This is a genomic window from Rhodomicrobium sp. (assembly GCF_047605405.1).
GTDB lineage: Bacteria > Pseudomonadota > Alphaproteobacteria > Rhizobiales > Rhodomicrobiaceae > Rhodomicrobium > Rhodomicrobium lacus.
In genome coordinates this window covers 14,427-30,522 of record NZ_JASGFR010000006.1, presented here as the reverse complement: position 1 = coordinate 30,522, position 16,096 = coordinate 14,427, and the positions used below count along the sequence as shown (strand labels likewise).

Below are 16,096 nucleotides of genomic sequence, written 5' to 3'. Positions count from 1 at the left end.
CGGACGCAGGGATCGCAATGAGCCGAATGCCCGCCACCGCCTCATATTCTCAGGCAACGGAGCATTGTAGAAAATTGATTGAAGGCTCATTAACCGCCGGATCACGCGATAGATAGCACTCCGCGAGACCGCGCGGGCGACGTTCGGCATCAGACTTTTGGAGGTGGGCGGATGAGGCGCGAAGCCCGAAGCCAGCGGCCTGCATTCGCGCGGCTTTACGCCAGTGGTCCGATTCCGACATTTGCATCCGTTCGCAGCACGAGCTTTGCGAGCAAACGCCGGGATCGAAAGAACCACCAGCAACAGCATGATCCTTGTGGAGCTTTTGAATTCGACATTTGAGCGAGAGATCGCAACCGGGACCAGGCGTCGAACCCGCCCCACCTAGATATCGAGGTCCCCCGCCCTCGCGGCGGCGTATCGGTCGCCGACGGCCTTCCAGTTCACCACGTCCCACCACGCTTTCAGGTAATCGGGCCGCCTGTTCTGATACTTCAGATAATAGGCGTGCTCCCAGACATCGTTACCGAACAGGACGCGCGTCTCCTTCATCAGCGGCGTGTCCTGATTGGGCGCCGCGACGAGGGCCAGCTTCCCGTCCTTGTCGACCGTGACGAAGACCCAGCCGGACCCGAAGACCTTGGTCCCGGCGGTGTTGAGGGCTTCTTTCAGCTTGTCGAGCCCGCCGAAATCGCGGTCGATGGCGGCCTTCAGGTCGCCTTGCGGCGCGCCGCCGTCTCTGGCCATCACCTGCCAGAACATCGTGTGATTGGCGTGGCCGCCTGCGTTGTTGCGCACGGTAGTGCGGATCGTGTCGGGGATCTCGTCGAGTTTCGCGAGGATCTGCGAGAGCGGCCACTCCGCGATCTTCGGATGATCCTTCAGCGCGGCGTTCAGGTTGTTCACATAAGCGGCGTGATGCTTGTCGTGATGCAGTTCCATGGTCCTCGCGTCGATCGTCGGCTCAAGCGCATCGAATGCATAAGGCAACGGCGGGAGCTTGAAGGGGCCGGAAGCTTGAGCGAATGAGCGGTCCATCATGATGTACGTGGAAAATGCCGCTGCTCCGGTGAGGAAGGTTCTGCGATTGACGGCGATCATTCTGGCTCCTTTCGGGGTGCACGGATCGATGCAACGATCCGATAACGGCCTTCGCGGGCTTAAGGTCCATCGAAGGAAGAAAGGGTTTTTGGTGAAGCGTTCCCTGCCAGAAAAGCCTGCGGCCGCGAACTCTCGCTCGCGAGAGGGCGCACGGGACCTTGGGTTTTCAGGGGGAAGGACCCAGATTCCGTGTACGCAGACATCGATTGCGAGAATGGAGGCTACCGATGCCGTGGGGCGGCCCTAGGACTCACGAGGAATTCGAGGCGGCCGCTCGGGCGGTCTTGACCGGACTACCCGAGGAGTTCCGCGCGGCGCTGGGCGATGTGTCGGTGGAAATCGCCGATTTCGCCGATGCGGAAACCCTCGACACAATGGACATTCGTGACCCTTACGACTTGCTCGGGCTGTATCATGGCGTCGGACTGCCTTCCAAAAGCGTGTGGGATCCGGTGAGTTTGCCGGACAGGATCTTCCTTTATCGCCTTCCCATCATGGATTACGCCCACCGCAACCGAGAGCCGGTAAGACGCGTCATCCGCCACGTGCTCATTCACGAGATCGGTCATCATTTCGGCTTCTCCGACGCCGACATGGACGAGATCGAGTCGGGCGCCTAACCCGCTCTCAAGACATAAAGCGACGGCGGAACGCTCAGGCGGGCATGGGAACCGTCGGGACGTCTAAAAGCGGCCAGCTCCGGTCTTTGTCCGATATTGAACTGACGCAAAGCGGCCAATCGATGCCGATCGCAGGATCGTCGTGGCGGATGCCGCTGGCACTTTCCGGCGCGTAGAAAGCGGATATGAGATAGGACACCTCGACCTCGTTGGTCAGGGTCTGGAAGCCATGTGCGAACCCTTCGGGGATGTAGAGGCGCCTGTGGTTGTCAGAGGTCAGTTCGAAGCCCTGCCATCTGCGAAAAGTCGGCGAAGCCGGGCGCAGATCGACAATCGCGTCAAAGATCGCGCCCCTTGTGCATGTCACCACTTTCACCTCGGCGTGAGGCGGCCTCTGGAGGTGCATGCCGCGCACCGTGCCCTTCCGAACGGTTGACGATATCGAGTGCTGAACGAAATGCGATGCCAAGCCCCTGGCTTCGAATTCGCGTGTACAAAAAGTTCGGGCGAAAAAGCCCCTTTCATCGCGAAGGGGTTCCGGTTCGATAACGAAAGCACCCTCAAGCAGTGCCTGCTGGAACAGCATATTTTCGGTCTCGGGATTTGTACGAACAACGCATAAGTTTACCATGAGCGTAAGAGAACGGCCACGTTGTGGGTGATTTTGATATTTTCGCCGGGTTAGGGAGATCATTAAACTTTGATCTATGAAGGATTGCGAACCGCATGAGTGAATCACGTTCAGAACCAGACACAATATTTCTGTGCCGCTCATGTGGAACGCCTGTCAGAACGACATTCGTCGACCTTGGAATGTCTCCTCTCTGCGAGAGCTTTATAGCCGGCGATAGCGTAGACGCCATGGAGCCGTATTATCCGCTTCATGCTCTTGTATGTGACGAGTGCTTCCTTGTTCAACTCAAGGAATATGTTTCGCCTGACGACATCTTCCGTGAGTACGCATATTTCTCATCGTATTCATCATCGTGGGTGGAGCATGCACGATCCTACGCCAACACGATCGCAAAACGCCTTTCCCTTGGACCGGACAGCCTCGTCGTGGAACTGGCCAGCAACGACGGTTACTTGCTGCAACATTTCCTGCCGCTCGATATTCCATGTCTTGGCATCGAGCCCGCGATCAACGTGGCCAAGGTGGCCATCGACAAGGGCATTCCCACGATCACCGAGTTCTTTGGTGTCGCGCTGGCCCGAAAGCTCGTCGCTCAAGGCAGATCGGCCGACCTCGTCATCGGCAACAATGTCCTCGCCCAGGTCCCGGACCTGAGCGACTTCGTCGCCGGCATCGCCATCGTGCTGAAGCCGGAAGGTGTCGCAACCCTGGAATTTCCGCATCTCGAACGGCTGATCGAGGAAAACCAGTTCGACACGATCTACCACGAGCATTTCTCCTACTTCTCTTTCACCACCGTCCAGATCCTTGCCCTCAGGCACGGTCTCAAGGTCGTGGATGTCGAGAAACTGCCGACGCACGGCGGCTCGCTCCGCGTTCACCTGGCGCGCAAGACATCGAAGCGCGTGGCCACGGAAGCGGTCGAGGCGCTTCAGTCGCACGAGACTTCGACGGGCTTTTCGGACATCGGCTTCTATACCGGTTTCGGCGAGAAGGTGCGGCGGACGAAGCGCGGTATCCTGCGCTGCCTCAGCGATATCAAGGACGCAGGCGGCCGCATTTGCGGCTACGGCGCACCGGGGAAGGGCAACACGCTTCTCAACTACTGCGGTATCGGCACCGACTTCCTGGATTTCACCGTCGATCGCAATCCCTACAAGCACGGCCGCTACACGCCCGGCATGCATATCCCGATCTTCCCCGTCGAGAAGATCGACGCGGTGAAGCCCGACTATGTCTTCATCCTCCCCTGGAACCTCAAGGCGGAAATCATGCACCAGATGAGCCACATCGCAGACTGGGGCGGCAAATTTGTCGTGCCCATTCCGAGCCCGCAAATCATCGATCCGAAGGACGTGCATTGATGAAAGTCGTTCTGTTCTGCGGCGGTCTTGGCACGCGCATTCGCGAATATTCGGAGAAAGTGCCGAAGCCGATGATTCCCGTCGGCTCTCAGCCGATCATGATGCACATCATGCAGTATTACAGCCGATACGGACACCGGGACTTCATCCTGTGCCTCGGCTACAAGGCGAATATCATCAAGGAATTCTTCCTGAACTACAAACCGCAGCTCTTCACGGACTGCGTCGTGTCCAATCACGGTGAAAAGGTCGAATTTCTCGATGCCATGCCCGCCGACTGGTCGGTGTCGTTGATCGACACAGGCATCTGGCGGAACATCGGCGAGCGCCTGATGGAGGTGCGCGCCCATCTCATCCATGAAGAGATGTTCCTCGCCAATTACAGCGACGGTCTCTCCGATGTCGATCTCGACGACATGATCGAGAAGTTCAGGCAGAGTGGCAAGGTTGCCTGCTTCCTCGCGACCCGCCCTCCCCTTACCTATCATCTCGTCGATATGGACGGTGCCGGAACCGTGCGGGAATTTCGTTCATCGAACAGGTCCGAAATGTGGATCAACGGCGGATATTTCATCATGACGCCGAAGATCTTCGACTATATGCAGCCGGGGGAGGAACTGGTGCTGGAGCCCTTCCAGCGGCTCATCGACGACGGGCAACTGATGGCCTACAGGTATGAAGGCTTCTGGCGCTCGATGGATACGCTGCGCGACCGCCAGACGCTGGAGGACATGGTCGAAAAAGGTCAGATGCCCTGGAGCGTCGAGCGCAAGGGACCGGGCAAGCTGTCGCAATCGCTGTCGGAGGTTTCGCGTGCTTGAGCTTGCGCTTCGCAGGCAGCCGCTTCACATCCTCTGTCTCGGCGCACATTCCGACGATATCGAGATCGGCGTCGGCGGCACGCTTCTTCACTGGATCGCGACCGGGGCGGAACTGCATGTGCACTGGGCGATTCTGGCGGCGAACGGCGAGCGCGCCTTCGAGGCGAAAGCCTCCGCCGCGGACTTCCTGACCGGCGCGAAGAAGACTGCGATCGAGGTGCACGCGTTTCGCGACGGCTACTTCGGCTATGAGGGAGCCGCTCTGAAAGACTGGTTCGAGGGGCTGAAACGGCGCGTGTCGCCGGACATCGTCTTCACCCATGCTCGCGAGGATGCGCATCAGGATCATCGAGAGGTGTCGGCTCTCACCTGGAACAGCTTCCGCGATCACACCATCCTCGAATACGAAATCCCGAAGTGGGACGGCGACATGCGCCCGCTCAACATGTTCGTGCCGCTTCCGGCCGCGACGGTCGAACGCAAGATCGAGCTTCTTGAGCGTCATTTCGGCTCTCAGCGCTCGAAGGACTGGTTCGACGCTGCGACTTTCCGTGGCCTCGCGCGATTGCGGGGCGTGGAGTGCCGCGCCACGGAAGGGTTCGCTGAAGCCTTCACGGTTCGCAAGTCCATCCTCGCGCTCGCCTGAAGCGTCGCGCGACGCTTCAGGCGGCCGTCTTGCGCTGCACGTCGTCAGGTTGCGCAAGGGCCATGGGCTCGACGCGCTCAAGCCACGCTTCCCGCCACCAACTGTAAATCTCGCGCGGACAGAACATCCGCTGACCGCTGTATTTCGACTGGCAAACCACACCGTCGAGGATCACCGCGGGAGTCTTCAGCGAGCGCATCTCGCCGCAGGCTTCATCGACGAAGCGTTCGACGCGCGTCATGACGCGAAAGACCTTGCCGCAATAGGGCACGAGTTCGGCGTCGAACATGAGGCCGCGGTGAGAGCCGTCCTTGCCAAGCGTCGCGAGGATGTCCTCGAAGCTCTTTACACGCACGAACTCGCCGGGCTTAAGGTCGAGAACGGCGTTCGAGGTTGCCGATTTTTTCTGCGGAAACAGATCGGGACGGCGAGGAAAAGGGACGCCTCCCCAGAGAAAGCGGGCCTTGTTGTACAACCAGCGTGCGGGCGCGCCGATTTTTCGACGATGCGCCCTCGTGCCGTAGGTATAGCCGAGAAAGGTCAGCCCTCGCAGAATCTGTGCGATGCTCCAGTTGCCGGATCGGTACGCATCCGCATATTGGCGCACATCCCACCACGCCAGGGGCCGGGTGAATTCGAGAAGGCACGTCGCCTGGCAGCGATAGAGCTTGCGGCCATCGACTTCGCGGGAGGTTGCTGCGGAAACGTCGGCTTCGGTACAGCCGCCGGACGGAAATGGAACAGGCGCCGCAGACGCATCGCCAGATGGAGTTACGGGCTTCAACCAGGCTGTGCGCCAGAAAAGCAGGCAGGCCGCCTGGCACCCGTCAAACGCCTTCCCATCGCAGCGAGTGGGCAGGTGCACGGTATCGTCGAGGTGAAGGCCGATATATTTACCGCTGACGGTATCACAGGTTTTATACGCATTCTTGTAAACCGCGAACCGCTGGCCGCAATAATCGAACATCTGCGGCATGAAGGGCATGCCGTCCAGCGTGCCGCTCTTGTCCAAAGTCGCAAGTATCTCTGCCTTGCTCCTGACTTCGACTTGTTCGCCACCCTTGATCATTTTACCATCCACTTCATAATGTGTCGTCATCGCATATTTCAGAGATGTCTCTGTTATATCGGGAGATGTGCTCTTTTGGCGCGAAGCGCGCTACGAGGTCTCGCCGGTTTTGGAGAAGCCAGGCGCGGTATTCGCTCTGGTGCGCCGCGAGGTGAACGATGCCGTTGCTGATGCTCGCGACGGATCGGGGGTCCACCGGAACCGCCGCGTCGATCCCGTCGACAAATCCATCCACGCCGCATCCCTTCGAGTAGACGATCGGCACGCCGGCGAGCAGCGCCTCGATGAAGGACATGCCGAATGTCTCGTTTCGGCTGGGCAGAACGAAACCGGAATACCGGCCGAGGCGATTGAGAAGCTCGGAGTGTTCGAGTGGGCCGACGAGACGGACGCTCCGGCCGAGGTCAGCCCTGTCGATGAGGCTTTGAATGTGAGCCAGCCGCTCGGGATCGCCGCGCCCGACGAGATCGAGCGTCATATCGGGTTCAATCTCCAGCGCTCGCTTGAATGCGGGCAGCAGGCGGTCCAGCCCCTTGCGTTTGTAGGCATCGAAGCACAACACGGAAATGAAGGCGTTCGGGCGGCTCGTCGCATGTGGCTCGATGCCGTCGAGATGCACGAAATTGGGCAGGAGCCGCTGTTTTTCGGGACAAGGGCGAAATGCCTTTTGAAGCGCCGGACGATACCACGCCGACACGTAATAGAGGCGCGAACAGCGATCGACCACGCGCCGGTAAAGAAAACGGTAGTGTGGCTTGGCGACGAGAACCTTGCTTTCCACCTCGCCGCGTACGGAACAGACGAGCGGCTTTTCAAACCACAGCGAAAGCCAGTAGCCCGCGAGCCCTTCGAAAGTGAGCTTGTGCGCGTGGATGACGTCGAAATTCTCGCTCCGCGTTTTCAGGATGTCCCGGATCTGCCGAGCGACAATATACATCGATGAGGCCAACTGCACGCCGAGCGGAAAGCCCCAATAGCGGATGGATACCATGCGTCTGTCGCCGCTGCCGCCTCCGGGTGTGACGCGCGCCCGCCACGGCAGCGACGTCCGGTCGAGCGTGACGATGATGTGGTCCGCCTCTGGATTGGCGTCGACGAAGTTCTTTACGGCCAGCGTGTTAAGCGTCTTGTTGATGTTCGGATAATCGCCCGTCAGGTGAAGAATGCGTCGGCGTCGGTGAGCTCGCGCCGTTTCGGGGGTCGGCTCGGCATCGGCCCGGGAAAAATCCGGGCTTTCCTTCAGATCCATCATTCAGGCTCCGGTGAGGTCGGCGGGGGCGTCGATGCGCGCGCTCGTTCCCGGGCGACGCGGTGCAGAAATTGCCAGTTGCCGACGATGTAGCGGCGACCGAGGCGACGGGGATCGTGCGACAGACGGTAGAGCCATTCGACCCGGCTTGCCCGCACCCATCGGGGCGCGCGCGGCACCCGCCCCGAAACGAAGTCGAACAGCGCGCCCACCCCCATCAGGAGCGGAGCCGATGTTGCTTCGGCGTGCCGGTCGATCCACAGTTCCTGCAATGGGTTTCCCATGGCAACGAGGACGAGATCGGCCCTTGAGGCCCGAATGCCTGCGAGGATGTGATCCGTCGCGCGAGCGTCCTGATAGCCGTGACAACAGCCGGCGATATCGTGGCGCGAGCCGGCGGCAACGAGCCTCTTCGCTGCCGCTTCGGCCACGCCCGGCGCACCGCCGAGAAAGAAGATGCGCAGGGCGTGGCGCGTGGCATTCAGATAATGAGGCACGAAGTCCGTGCCGTTCAGGTTTTCCGGAAAGAATGATCCGAATTTGATGCGGCTTGCGATGTCGACGCCAAGACCGTCGTTCAGCACGAGAAACTGCGAAAGGGCCTGGCGGAAATCCTCCCGCTCGTTCGCCAGATTGAGCGTGTGCGCGTTCGCGAAGGCGAGCTTGAGCTGTCGGCGATCGTCGAGAGCGCGGTCTATGCGAGCCACCGCCTCGTTGCGCGCGCACACCGCGAAGTCTACCCCGAGCAGGGTGCGGCTCTCCCTCATGCCGGTCGCCGGAGCGCGGTTTTGAGGTGCTTGAGAAAAGGACCGGCGGGCGAAGCGGCAAGGCGTTTCTTCAGCCTGCCGAAAGTGCCATGTCGGCCTACGCCCATAATGCTGACGGGCGAACCGAACAGCTCCGCGTCCTTGTCGTGATAAAAGCGAAACCGGTCGCGCAGGTTGGTGCGGTAAAACGCGTTGTAGAGCGGATCGCACAGAAGGATCTTGTTGGGCGCCACCGCGAACGGCTTGAGACGGCCGCCGCCGACGAAATACTGGACCGCGCCGACACAGACTTCGGGCCAGACTTCGTTGAAGAAGTCGTCGAGGATAACCACTCCCTTGGGATCGAGCGAGGCCTCTGCGAGCCGCAGATCGTTCAGCGCGCATTCGACCGTATGTCCACCATCCACAGAGAAGACGGAAACCGGGCCGGCCACAGACAGGATCTCTTCCGGGGTGACTTCCAGCGATGATTTCTGCAAGATCGCGACCTTCGACGGGTCGCCGCCCCAGCGCTTGAGATTTCCGAGAAATCTGTCCCGGTCGCCACGACCGGACTTGTCGGTGTTCAGATGCTGGTCGCCGAATACATCGATGGCGACGCAATCCGCCCCGCTCGCGAGGTGTAACAAGATCAACAGGCGTCCGTGATGCACGCCTATTTCGGCGCACGGCCCACAGAGCCCGCTTTCTCGCATAAGGAAGATGAGTTCCGCTATATATCGCGCGCTGAAGGGGTCGAGCCAACCTTCGACGCGTCTTTGGCCCACCCGCAGATAACGGTTGAGCTGAGGCGACCGGCGTTGCATGCGCCGTGCATAAACGAACGACCCATTAACCGCCAGATTTTCGATAGCGAATAATTAACGGTGCCGAATGCCTGCTCACGCACCGAATTTATCGGCATGCGGTTACAGCAAGAGGGACGCTACGAACAGCCAGAAGACTATGCCAACCATCGCGCCCAAGCTCCAGGCCAGCCATGTCGCAAGCCAGCTTTGGCTGATTTCCTCCTCGGCATGCGGATCGCTCTTCGAGCCAAAATGCTGATCGGCACCGGTCTCGACGCAAACCACACCGTTAGCATTCCGCCTCAAGGCTTCGTCTGGCCATTCCGGCGACAACTTCGCCGCATCTCGTGCGATCAAGAGCTGCACATTCGCTGAATTCCGCAATTTATGGCATCCCCAGACTCTGTCTAAGTTTAAAGCAGGCTAGTCCATTTGATCAAAAACGACAAAGAATATTATCCGATTTCCGCGACTTGGTTTCAAATTAGTGAGTTGACTATTTCGCATCAGAACGATAGCAGTAAAATTTGGATACCGACGTTAACCTTGCATTGGCCCTGCACATATGAGGTTAATATATGCAAATTTTGACTTAAGGATGCGTAAAATGCGTCAAGTGTTGGCTTTTTTATTCGCAACTTTTGTCAGCTTTCACTTCAAGGGACTGGATGCATTTGCGGCCGATGCGACGACATCGCCAACGACGGGCCAGAGCCGGTCTTCGGAAGGCGGTTCCCGCGATGAACTCGGGGTTGGCGACAGGCTGAATATCAGCTTCTTTGGCAATGCCGACCTTTCCGGCGAAGTTAACATCCAGTCGGACGGCACGATCACCCTGCCCGTCCTCGGCACCTTTCAATCGGCCGGAAAAACGGTCGGCGAACTGACGAGGGCAATCTCCGAGCGCTTTTCGCAGGATCCCGGCAAGGCAGCCGGCCATGTCGTGGTGAACGTTGTCGAATGGCGCCCCGTCTTCGTCACCGGGGACGTGACAAAAGCCGGTTCCTATCCTTTCACGCCCGGCATGACCGTGCTTCATGCCATTTCTGTTGCGGGCGGCTTGTTTCGGCTGGGGAATTCCGATCCCGGCACATTCGTCAACGTCGCGCAGAACGTGTCGCGGATGCGCGAGATTCAGGAGCAGACGAAATATCAGATTGTCCGCCGTGCCTCGCTTCTCGCGGAAAAGGCCGGAGAGACGTCGATCAAGCCTCCATCGGATGTTTTCGGCATTGTCGATGGGCAGGCGGCGCGAAAGCTGGTGGAGGAAGAGACGCGCAGCCTGACGCTACGCCGGAAAGCGCTGCGAGACGAAATCGAGATGCGTCAGCGTCAAGTCGCTCTGACACGTCAGGAAATCAACGACTACACGGCGCAATTGAAGCGCATCGACGACGAATTGAAAGTCAAGAAAGCGCATCTCGGAGAATTGAACTCTCTTTTGGCCAAAGGAGTGGCGAAGCGTCCCGACATCCTGAGCGTGGAAAGCTATATCGCGACGCTCGAAAGCAACCGGCGTGAGCTTTTTGGGTCCATGTCGCGCGCGCAGCGGGATCTTGTGCAACTTGAGCAGACGGTCTCCGACTTGCCGTTGCGCAGGCAGATCCAGATCGATGAAGAACTGGCCGCCCTTGATGAAAGAATCCAGTCGAATGTCGCGCTTCATGAAGCGGCTCGGCAGATCGTGGAGCAGTTCAAAGGGCCGGAAAACGAGTTGCATGACGTATCGACCGCGCGGCCGGGGCGCCTTCTGCAGATCATGCGTAGAACCGAGGGCGGGCAGATATTTATCAGCGCCAATTATGAGAGTGTCGTGAGGCCCGGCGATGTGGTTGTCGTTGGAGGGCCGGCAAAACTTCCCACCGAGTTGGTCGCTGCGTGGCGCTCGGGCGATGCTCCCCCACAATGAAGCCAGGCAATTAAAACTATCCGCAAATAATTCTCAAAAATAATTGGACGGCCGTTAATAATAACAAACAGTTATGATTATAACAGATCGCTTTTACAAATCATTCCGCTAAAATGGTTGATCGAAAGTTACGGATAAATTAAAGGCGGCAATGAGGGGTATGTCCAGCAATTATCTCGATATCTCGGATATTACAGTCGATGGAAAGCGGCAAGAACAAGCTGTTACGCAAAGAATGTTCTCCGATATCGCGATGGCAATCGACATCGCTCTGGTGGTGGCGGCAGCCTTTTCCATAAAATATTTATATATTTCCATTTATCTGGAAGCGGAGGCGCCTTCCTTTCACGCGAGTTGCATTTTTATCGTTGTCATCTCCCTGTATTTTGGGCTTCGCCGCCAGAATTATTACGAAGACATACTCAGGCCCGGCATCTGGCGGGGTTATTTCAGCCTGTTCCTGATCGTTGCCTTCGCCTTTGGACTGTCTCTTTTCGTTCTCTTCGCCGTCAAGGAAAGTGCGCAGCTTTCGCGCGGCTGGTTCTCCAGCTGGCTGATTGCCACATATGCGATCCTGCTCGTGACCCGCGTGGGCTGGCGTTCGGCCTACATGCGCCTGCTCCAGAGGGGCTATCTGCGGACAGCCGTCATTATAGTCGGTTCAGGCGAACCGCTTCAAAATGCGGTCGCGAGGCTCAGAAGGGAGGAACGTCTGGGGCCCGTCAGCATTGCGGGCGTCTACACACTCTGCCCGAGCGTGGCGCCCGCCCGGGAGGGTTCGGCCTGCGACTGCACTGCGCATCTCGACCGATGTCTTCAGCAAATCGTTACGCAATGTCAAAACACGTTCGTCAGCGATGTGATCGTGGCTGTTCCGGCGTCGGAAAAAGACGTTCTCTGCAAGGCAGTCGAGCATCTCCGCCTGCTGCCGGTAAACGTCAATATCGTCCCCGACTTCGGTGCGCTCGATCTTTCCATGGGACAGGTGCGCCATTATGGGCAATTCGGCGCCATTGGGGTACAGCGCATCCCGATCTCGGAATGGGGCGTCTTCGTCAAGAAGATAGAGGATATCGTCATCGCGCTGATCGCGCTTTTACTTTTCGCGCCCGCGATGGTTCTTATCGCCATTGCAATCAAACTGGATTCGCCCGGTCCCGTAATCTTCCGCCAGCGTCGCCATGGGTTCAATAACAAGGTCATTCACGTGCTGAAATTCCGCACGATGACCGTGCTCGAAGACGGGAAGCAGGTTGTGCAGGCTTCGAAATCCGATGGCCGCGTGACGCGGGTCGGGCGTCTCCTTCGCCGTACGAGCCTCGACGAGTTGCCGCAGTTCCTGAATGTGCTCAAGGGCGACATGTCCGTCGTGGGGCCTAGACCTCATGCGCTGGCCCACAATGATTATTATTCCCGGCTCCTGGCGAATTATGCCACGCGCCACCGCGTGAAGCCCGGCATCACCGGCTGGGCCCAGATCAACGGTTTTCGCGGCGAAGTGCTGAAGCCGTCCCAGATGGAACATCGCGTGAGACTCGATCTCGAATACATCGAGAACTGGGCGATCTGGCTCGACATCAAGATCATTCTCATGACGCCGGTCTACGGCTTCATCTCCCGCAAGGCTTATTGAGTTTCGCGGGTTCGGAGGTTTTGTGATGCGTACAATGGCGAAAATATCGATCGGTGTTCCGGTCTACAATGGGCTGCCCTATGTCGGCCAGCTCATGGACAGCTTGTTGTGTCAGACGTTCGGCGACTTCGATATCGTGATCTCGGACAACGCATCAGACGACGGCACCGAAGAGTTGCTTCGCGCCTATGCCGCCGCCGACGCCCGCGTGAAATATTTCCGCAACGAGACGAATATCGGGCTGATCCCGAATTACAATCGGGTCTTCGAGCTTGCGAGCGCGCCCTATTTCAAATGGTCCGCAGCCGACGATCTTTACGAGCCGGACTACCTCGCGGCCTGCTTTCCCGCAATCCGGGACGACGCGTCGGTGGCGGTCAGCCACAGCGAGACCGCTCTCGTCGACAAAGATGGGTGCGCTCTGCCCTACGACGCCGGCCTTCACGCCTGCTTCGATGACAAGAACGGCAGAACTTGGCTCCTCGATCGCGACGACTGCGCATGCTCGGGGGAGCGCACCCGCCGCTTCCGCGCCGTGCTTGCGGGCCAGATCATGTGCGCGCCGATCTACGGGTTGATGCGCCGCGAAACGCTGCTCAAGACGGTGCTCCACCAAAGCTTTTTCGGCTCCGACAAGCTGCTGCTCGCCGAACTCGCGCTGCACGGGCGCTACGCCATAGCTCCCGGCAAACTTTTCAGGAAGCGCATGCACACGGAAATGACGAGCATGATGGGCAAGACGTCGGTGCAATCGCGGATCGATCCATCGATCCGTTTGAAATCCGCCCAACTTGTGAAACTCGGCCACTACATTTCGATGCTGCGCAAAACGGACCTAAGCGCTGCGGAAAAGGCGCGGTGTTTCGCCTATCTCGCCCTCCATTCCGCGTCGGCGGCAATCCCCGAGACCTTCCGCTACCGTCCCGAACTCATGTTCGACAGCATCCCGTTCCTGCGCGCCGCCCGCGTGTAGATCGCTCGCGTATGATCAGGCCAGGACGGGCGCGATCAGCTTGTGCCTTTCCAGAAGCCGTGCGCTGGCAAGGATCGTCGCGAACGGCATCTTCGCGCGCTCGGCGATGTCGAGCAGCGAATGCGCGCCGTCCGAAAGGTTCAGCACCCACAACATGGCGAGGTTCTTTTCAGCGGCCTTCGGATCGCCGCCGAGCGCATCGTAGAGCCCGCGCCGGCCAAGCTGCGGCTCGCCCCTGGGAAACAGGTTGCGATAGAACCGGTCGTTTTCGATCACGAAAAGTGCCTGGCGTACAAGCGCATGGCTCTCCGCGAGGTGTTCGGGCGTGATGAAATCCATCGTGTCGGCCGAAGTGTGATACTCAGGGAAACTCGCATAGCGGCTCCGCTGGAACAGCCCGACCGGCAGATTGAAGCCCGGCGAGCAGAACTGGCGCTCGTCATAGCCGTAAGGGACGAAATCCACGATCTCGGGCGCGGCGCTGTTGAGCCTCAGGACATGGTCCATGGCGCGGTCGATGGCGGCATTGCCACGGCGGCTGCGCTTGTAATACGGACCGCCGCCGTCGCCGACGCAGGAGAGCACGAGCCCGTGGCGGATGCGCGAAACAGCCTCTTCGTTGCGGGCGAGCCATGTCAGCGCGCCGATGGTCCCGGGCGCGAACAGGAAGCGATAGCTGTAGCGCTTTTTCTCACCCGTCAGCTGTTTCGCGAGGTAGGTGAGAAGCGCAAGGCCGGAACAATTGTCGTTCGCCATGCCGGGATGGCAGATGTGCGCGGAAAGCAGCACTTCCTCCGGCGTCTCGCCCGGCAGGTAACACTCGCCATAAGTGAGGCGGCCCGGCGCGAGATCGGCATCGATGACGGCGCGGTAAGGTCCGTCCGGCAGCGCTTCCAACTGCCGATGCGCCATGCAGAAGCCCCAGCTGGGCGCGTAATAGGACGTGCGGTAGGGGATCAGGTCCGGCTGTTCGGGAAGTGTGAAAACGTGGCGTTTCAACGCGTCTCGCGGCATGACCTCGTCCACGGCGACGCTGTAGCTCATCACGTGCAGCGGGTTCGCGCGGAAATCGACGATCCGTTCACCAGCCGCGTTCTCGATATAGGCTGCGCGGATGGTCCATTCGTCCGGCACGGTCCAGTCGCACGCAGGCGAGCCGCTCTCCACCTCGACCACGTCGAGCGGAATGTGACGGCCAAGACGGCGCAAGGTCTCCCTCACGCCACCTCCGGTAATGCTTCGGCAAAGCGGAAAAATCTCGGCGGCAATCGCGTGGATCGTTACGCCCGCATCGGCCTCAAGACCGGGGGGCACCGCCGCCGGTTTCGGCGCCTCGCCCACGCTCAGGCCGCCGCCTTGGGCACGTGCCTCAAATCGGGCGCGAGGATGCCTGCCGCCAGCAGCGACTTGATGTGCCCGATGCGCTGATAGCGCGGTCCTTCAAAATCGTCGAGCGTCAGGCCAGCCTCCCGATAGGAGTTGTAAAGTTCCTCCGCGCCCTTCCTTGCGTCCCATTCAGCCTTGAAGCCGAGTTCGCGTTCGATCTTGCCGAAATCCACGCGGTAGGAGCGCGTGTCGGGGCCAGCATCGGCCGCGTATTCGATCCGGCAGTTGGGCACGACCCCGGCTACCACCTCGGCGAGATCGCGGATGCGGTAATTGTGTTCCGTGCTGCCGACATTGAACGCCTGATTGAAGACCACGTCGCGCGGCGCTTCGAGCGCGCGCAGGAACGCCTGCGAAATGTCGCGGATATGAACCACCGGGCGCCACGGCGTACCGTCGGACTTCATGTAGATGACGCCCTTCGTCACCGCCCAGGCGACGAGATTGTTCAGCACGATGTCGAAGCGCATGCGGGGCGACACGCCGTACGCCGTGGCAGGGCGAAGAAAAACGGGGCAAAAGCCGTCGTCCGCGAGGGCGCCGATATCCCGCTCGGAGCGCACCTTGGATTGTCCGTAGGCCGTGACCGGATTGAGATCGCCGGTTTCGTCAATGAGCCCCTCGCCTGCACGGCCATAGTTGCTGCACGAAGATGCCATGAGAAAGCGGTGCACACCCGCCCGCTTCGCCAGCTCGGCGAGGCGCACGCTCGCCTTGTGATTGATCGCGTAGGTGATGTCGGGATTGAGGTCGCTCAACGGATCGTTGGACAGCGCAGCGAGGTGAACGACGGCATCGAAGCCTTCCAGGTCTTGCACCTGAACGTCGCGCACATCCTTTCGCAGCTTTGGGAAGTCACCGATCTGACCGCCCGCCGCATAGGTGCACCGCTCGTAAAGATCGGCGTCGCAACCGGTAACGGCGTGGCCCGCGTCGGCGAGCATGGGGGCCATGATGGTGCCGATGTAGCCCAGATGCCCGGTCAAGAATATTTTCATCTTGCAAACTCCGTGATCGTTCGGTCTAGACAAAGACACAGAGCATCGCAACGCGTAAAAACCTGAGTAGGCGGATGTATTGTGCGCGTGGTTAATCGTCAAATTTTATATCTTTAACCGAAACGAACAAACGATGAG

At 59.4% G+C, this 16,096-nt stretch carries 16 protein-coding genes; 7 read left to right on the top strand and 9 right to left on the bottom strand.

Going from position 1 to position 16,096, the window contains the following annotated elements; genetic code table 11:
* Positions 1 to 384 precede the first annotated feature (384 nt).
* Positions 385 to 1,101 (bottom strand): superoxide dismutase, encoded by a 717-nt coding sequence (locus QM659_RS03890; protein WP_415187437.1) that lies wholly within the window; start codon positions 1,099 to 1,101, stop codon positions 385 to 387.
* A gap of 227 nt (positions 1,102 to 1,328) precedes the next feature.
* Here QM659_RS03890 and QM659_RS03885 point away from each other — a divergent pair, with 227 nt between their 5' ends.
* Positions 1,329 to 1,721, top strand: a complete 393-nt coding sequence (locus tag QM659_RS03885; protein ID WP_303486515.1) for a metallopeptidase family protein — start codon at positions 1,329 to 1,331, stop codon at positions 1,719 to 1,721.
* 34 nt (positions 1,722 to 1,755) lie between these two features.
* Here the strand turns inward: QM659_RS03885 and rfbC are convergent, their stop codons facing one another.
* Positions 1,756 to 2,307, bottom strand: coding sequence for a dTDP-4-dehydrorhamnose 3,5-epimerase (rfbC, locus tag QM659_RS03880; protein WP_415187503.1), 552 nt, complete (start codon positions 2,305 to 2,307; stop codon positions 1,756 to 1,758).
* A gap of 140 nt (positions 2,308 to 2,447) precedes the next feature.
* Here rfbC and QM659_RS03875 point away from each other — a divergent pair, with 140 nt between their 5' ends.
* From QM659_RS03875 to QM659_RS03865, 3 genes are read left to right on the top strand one after another with little or no spacing between them, the layout of a single operon-like run.
* On the top strand, positions 2,448 to 3,719 hold the full coding sequence (locus QM659_RS03875) for a methyltransferase domain-containing protein (RefSeq protein WP_415187436.1): 1,272 nt from the start codon (positions 2,448 to 2,450) through the stop codon (positions 3,717 to 3,719).
* On the top strand, positions 3,719 to 4,540 hold the full coding sequence (locus tag QM659_RS03870) for a glucose-1-phosphate cytidylyltransferase (protein ID WP_415187435.1): 822 nt from the start codon (positions 3,719 to 3,721) through the stop codon (positions 4,538 to 4,540). Before QM659_RS03875 ends, QM659_RS03870 begins: the two co-directional genes overlap by 1 nt.
* Positions 4,533 to 5,186 (top strand): PIG-L deacetylase family protein, encoded by a 654-nt coding sequence (locus QM659_RS03865; protein ID WP_415187434.1) that lies wholly within the window; start codon positions 4,533 to 4,535, stop codon positions 5,184 to 5,186. Before QM659_RS03870 ends, QM659_RS03865 begins: the two co-directional genes overlap by 8 nt.
* Positions 5,187 to 5,202: 16 nt before the next feature.
* On the opposite strand, the gene QM659_RS03860 is transcribed toward QM659_RS03865, so the two are convergent.
* The 5 genes from QM659_RS03860 to QM659_RS03840 all read right to left on the bottom strand — a co-directional run bounded on the left by QM659_RS03860 (position 5,203) and on the right by QM659_RS03840 (position 9,416).
* A complete protein-coding gene (locus QM659_RS03860; protein WP_415187433.1) occupies positions 5,203 to 6,255 on the bottom strand; it encodes a hypothetical protein in 1,053 nt (350 codons plus the stop codon).
* 13 nt (positions 6,256 to 6,268) lie between these two features.
* Positions 6,269 to 7,507: a glycosyltransferase family 4 protein gene (locus QM659_RS03855; RefSeq protein ID WP_415187432.1), complete on the bottom strand. Its 1,239-nt coding sequence runs from the start codon at positions 7,505 to 7,507 to the stop codon at positions 6,269 to 6,271.
* A complete protein-coding gene (locus QM659_RS03850; protein WP_415187431.1) occupies positions 7,504 to 8,271 on the bottom strand; it encodes a WecB/TagA/CpsF family glycosyltransferase in 768 nt (255 codons plus the stop codon). The genes QM659_RS03855 and QM659_RS03850 overlap by 4 nt, the downstream gene beginning before the upstream one ends.
* On the bottom strand, positions 8,268 to 8,966 hold the full coding sequence (locus QM659_RS03845) for a class I SAM-dependent methyltransferase (protein ID WP_415187430.1): 699 nt from the start codon (positions 8,964 to 8,966) through the stop codon (positions 8,268 to 8,270). The genes QM659_RS03850 and QM659_RS03845 overlap by 4 nt, the downstream gene beginning before the upstream one ends.
* A gap of 213 nt (positions 8,967 to 9,179) precedes the next feature.
* Complete coding sequence (locus tag QM659_RS03840; protein ID WP_415187429.1) at positions 9,180 to 9,416, bottom strand: hypothetical protein; 237 nt, start codon at positions 9,414 to 9,416, stop codon at positions 9,180 to 9,182.
* Between the two features lie 250 nt (positions 9,417 to 9,666).
* On the opposite strand from QM659_RS03840, the gene QM659_RS03835 reads away from it, so the two are divergent.
* From QM659_RS03835 to QM659_RS03825, 3 genes are all read left to right on the top strand, one after another.
* Positions 9,667 to 10,968, top strand: coding sequence for a polysaccharide biosynthesis/export family protein (locus tag QM659_RS03835; protein WP_415187428.1), 1,302 nt, complete (start codon positions 9,667 to 9,669; stop codon positions 10,966 to 10,968).
* 253 nt (positions 10,969 to 11,221) lie between these two features.
* Entirely contained in the window at positions 11,222 to 12,601 is a 1,380-nt protein-coding gene (locus QM659_RS03830) for an undecaprenyl-phosphate glucose phosphotransferase (protein WP_415187427.1), read from the top strand.
* Positions 12,602 to 12,635: 34 nt separating this feature from the next.
* Positions 12,636 to 13,574, top strand: a complete 939-nt coding sequence (locus QM659_RS03825; protein ID WP_415187426.1) for a glycosyltransferase family 2 protein — start codon at positions 12,636 to 12,638, stop codon at positions 13,572 to 13,574.
* Between the two features lie 15 nt (positions 13,575 to 13,589).
* On the opposite strand, the gene QM659_RS03820 is transcribed toward QM659_RS03825, so the two are convergent.
* A complete protein-coding gene (locus tag QM659_RS03820; protein WP_415187425.1) occupies positions 13,590 to 14,915 on the bottom strand; it encodes a DUF4910 domain-containing protein in 1,326 nt (441 codons plus the stop codon).
* A 2-nt stretch (positions 14,916 to 14,917) separates the two neighbouring features.
* Positions 14,918 to 15,958: an NAD-dependent epimerase/dehydratase family protein gene (locus tag QM659_RS03815; RefSeq protein WP_303486490.1), complete on the bottom strand. Its 1,041-nt coding sequence runs from the start codon at positions 15,956 to 15,958 to the stop codon at positions 14,918 to 14,920.
* Positions 15,959 to 16,096 lie beyond the last annotated feature (138 nt).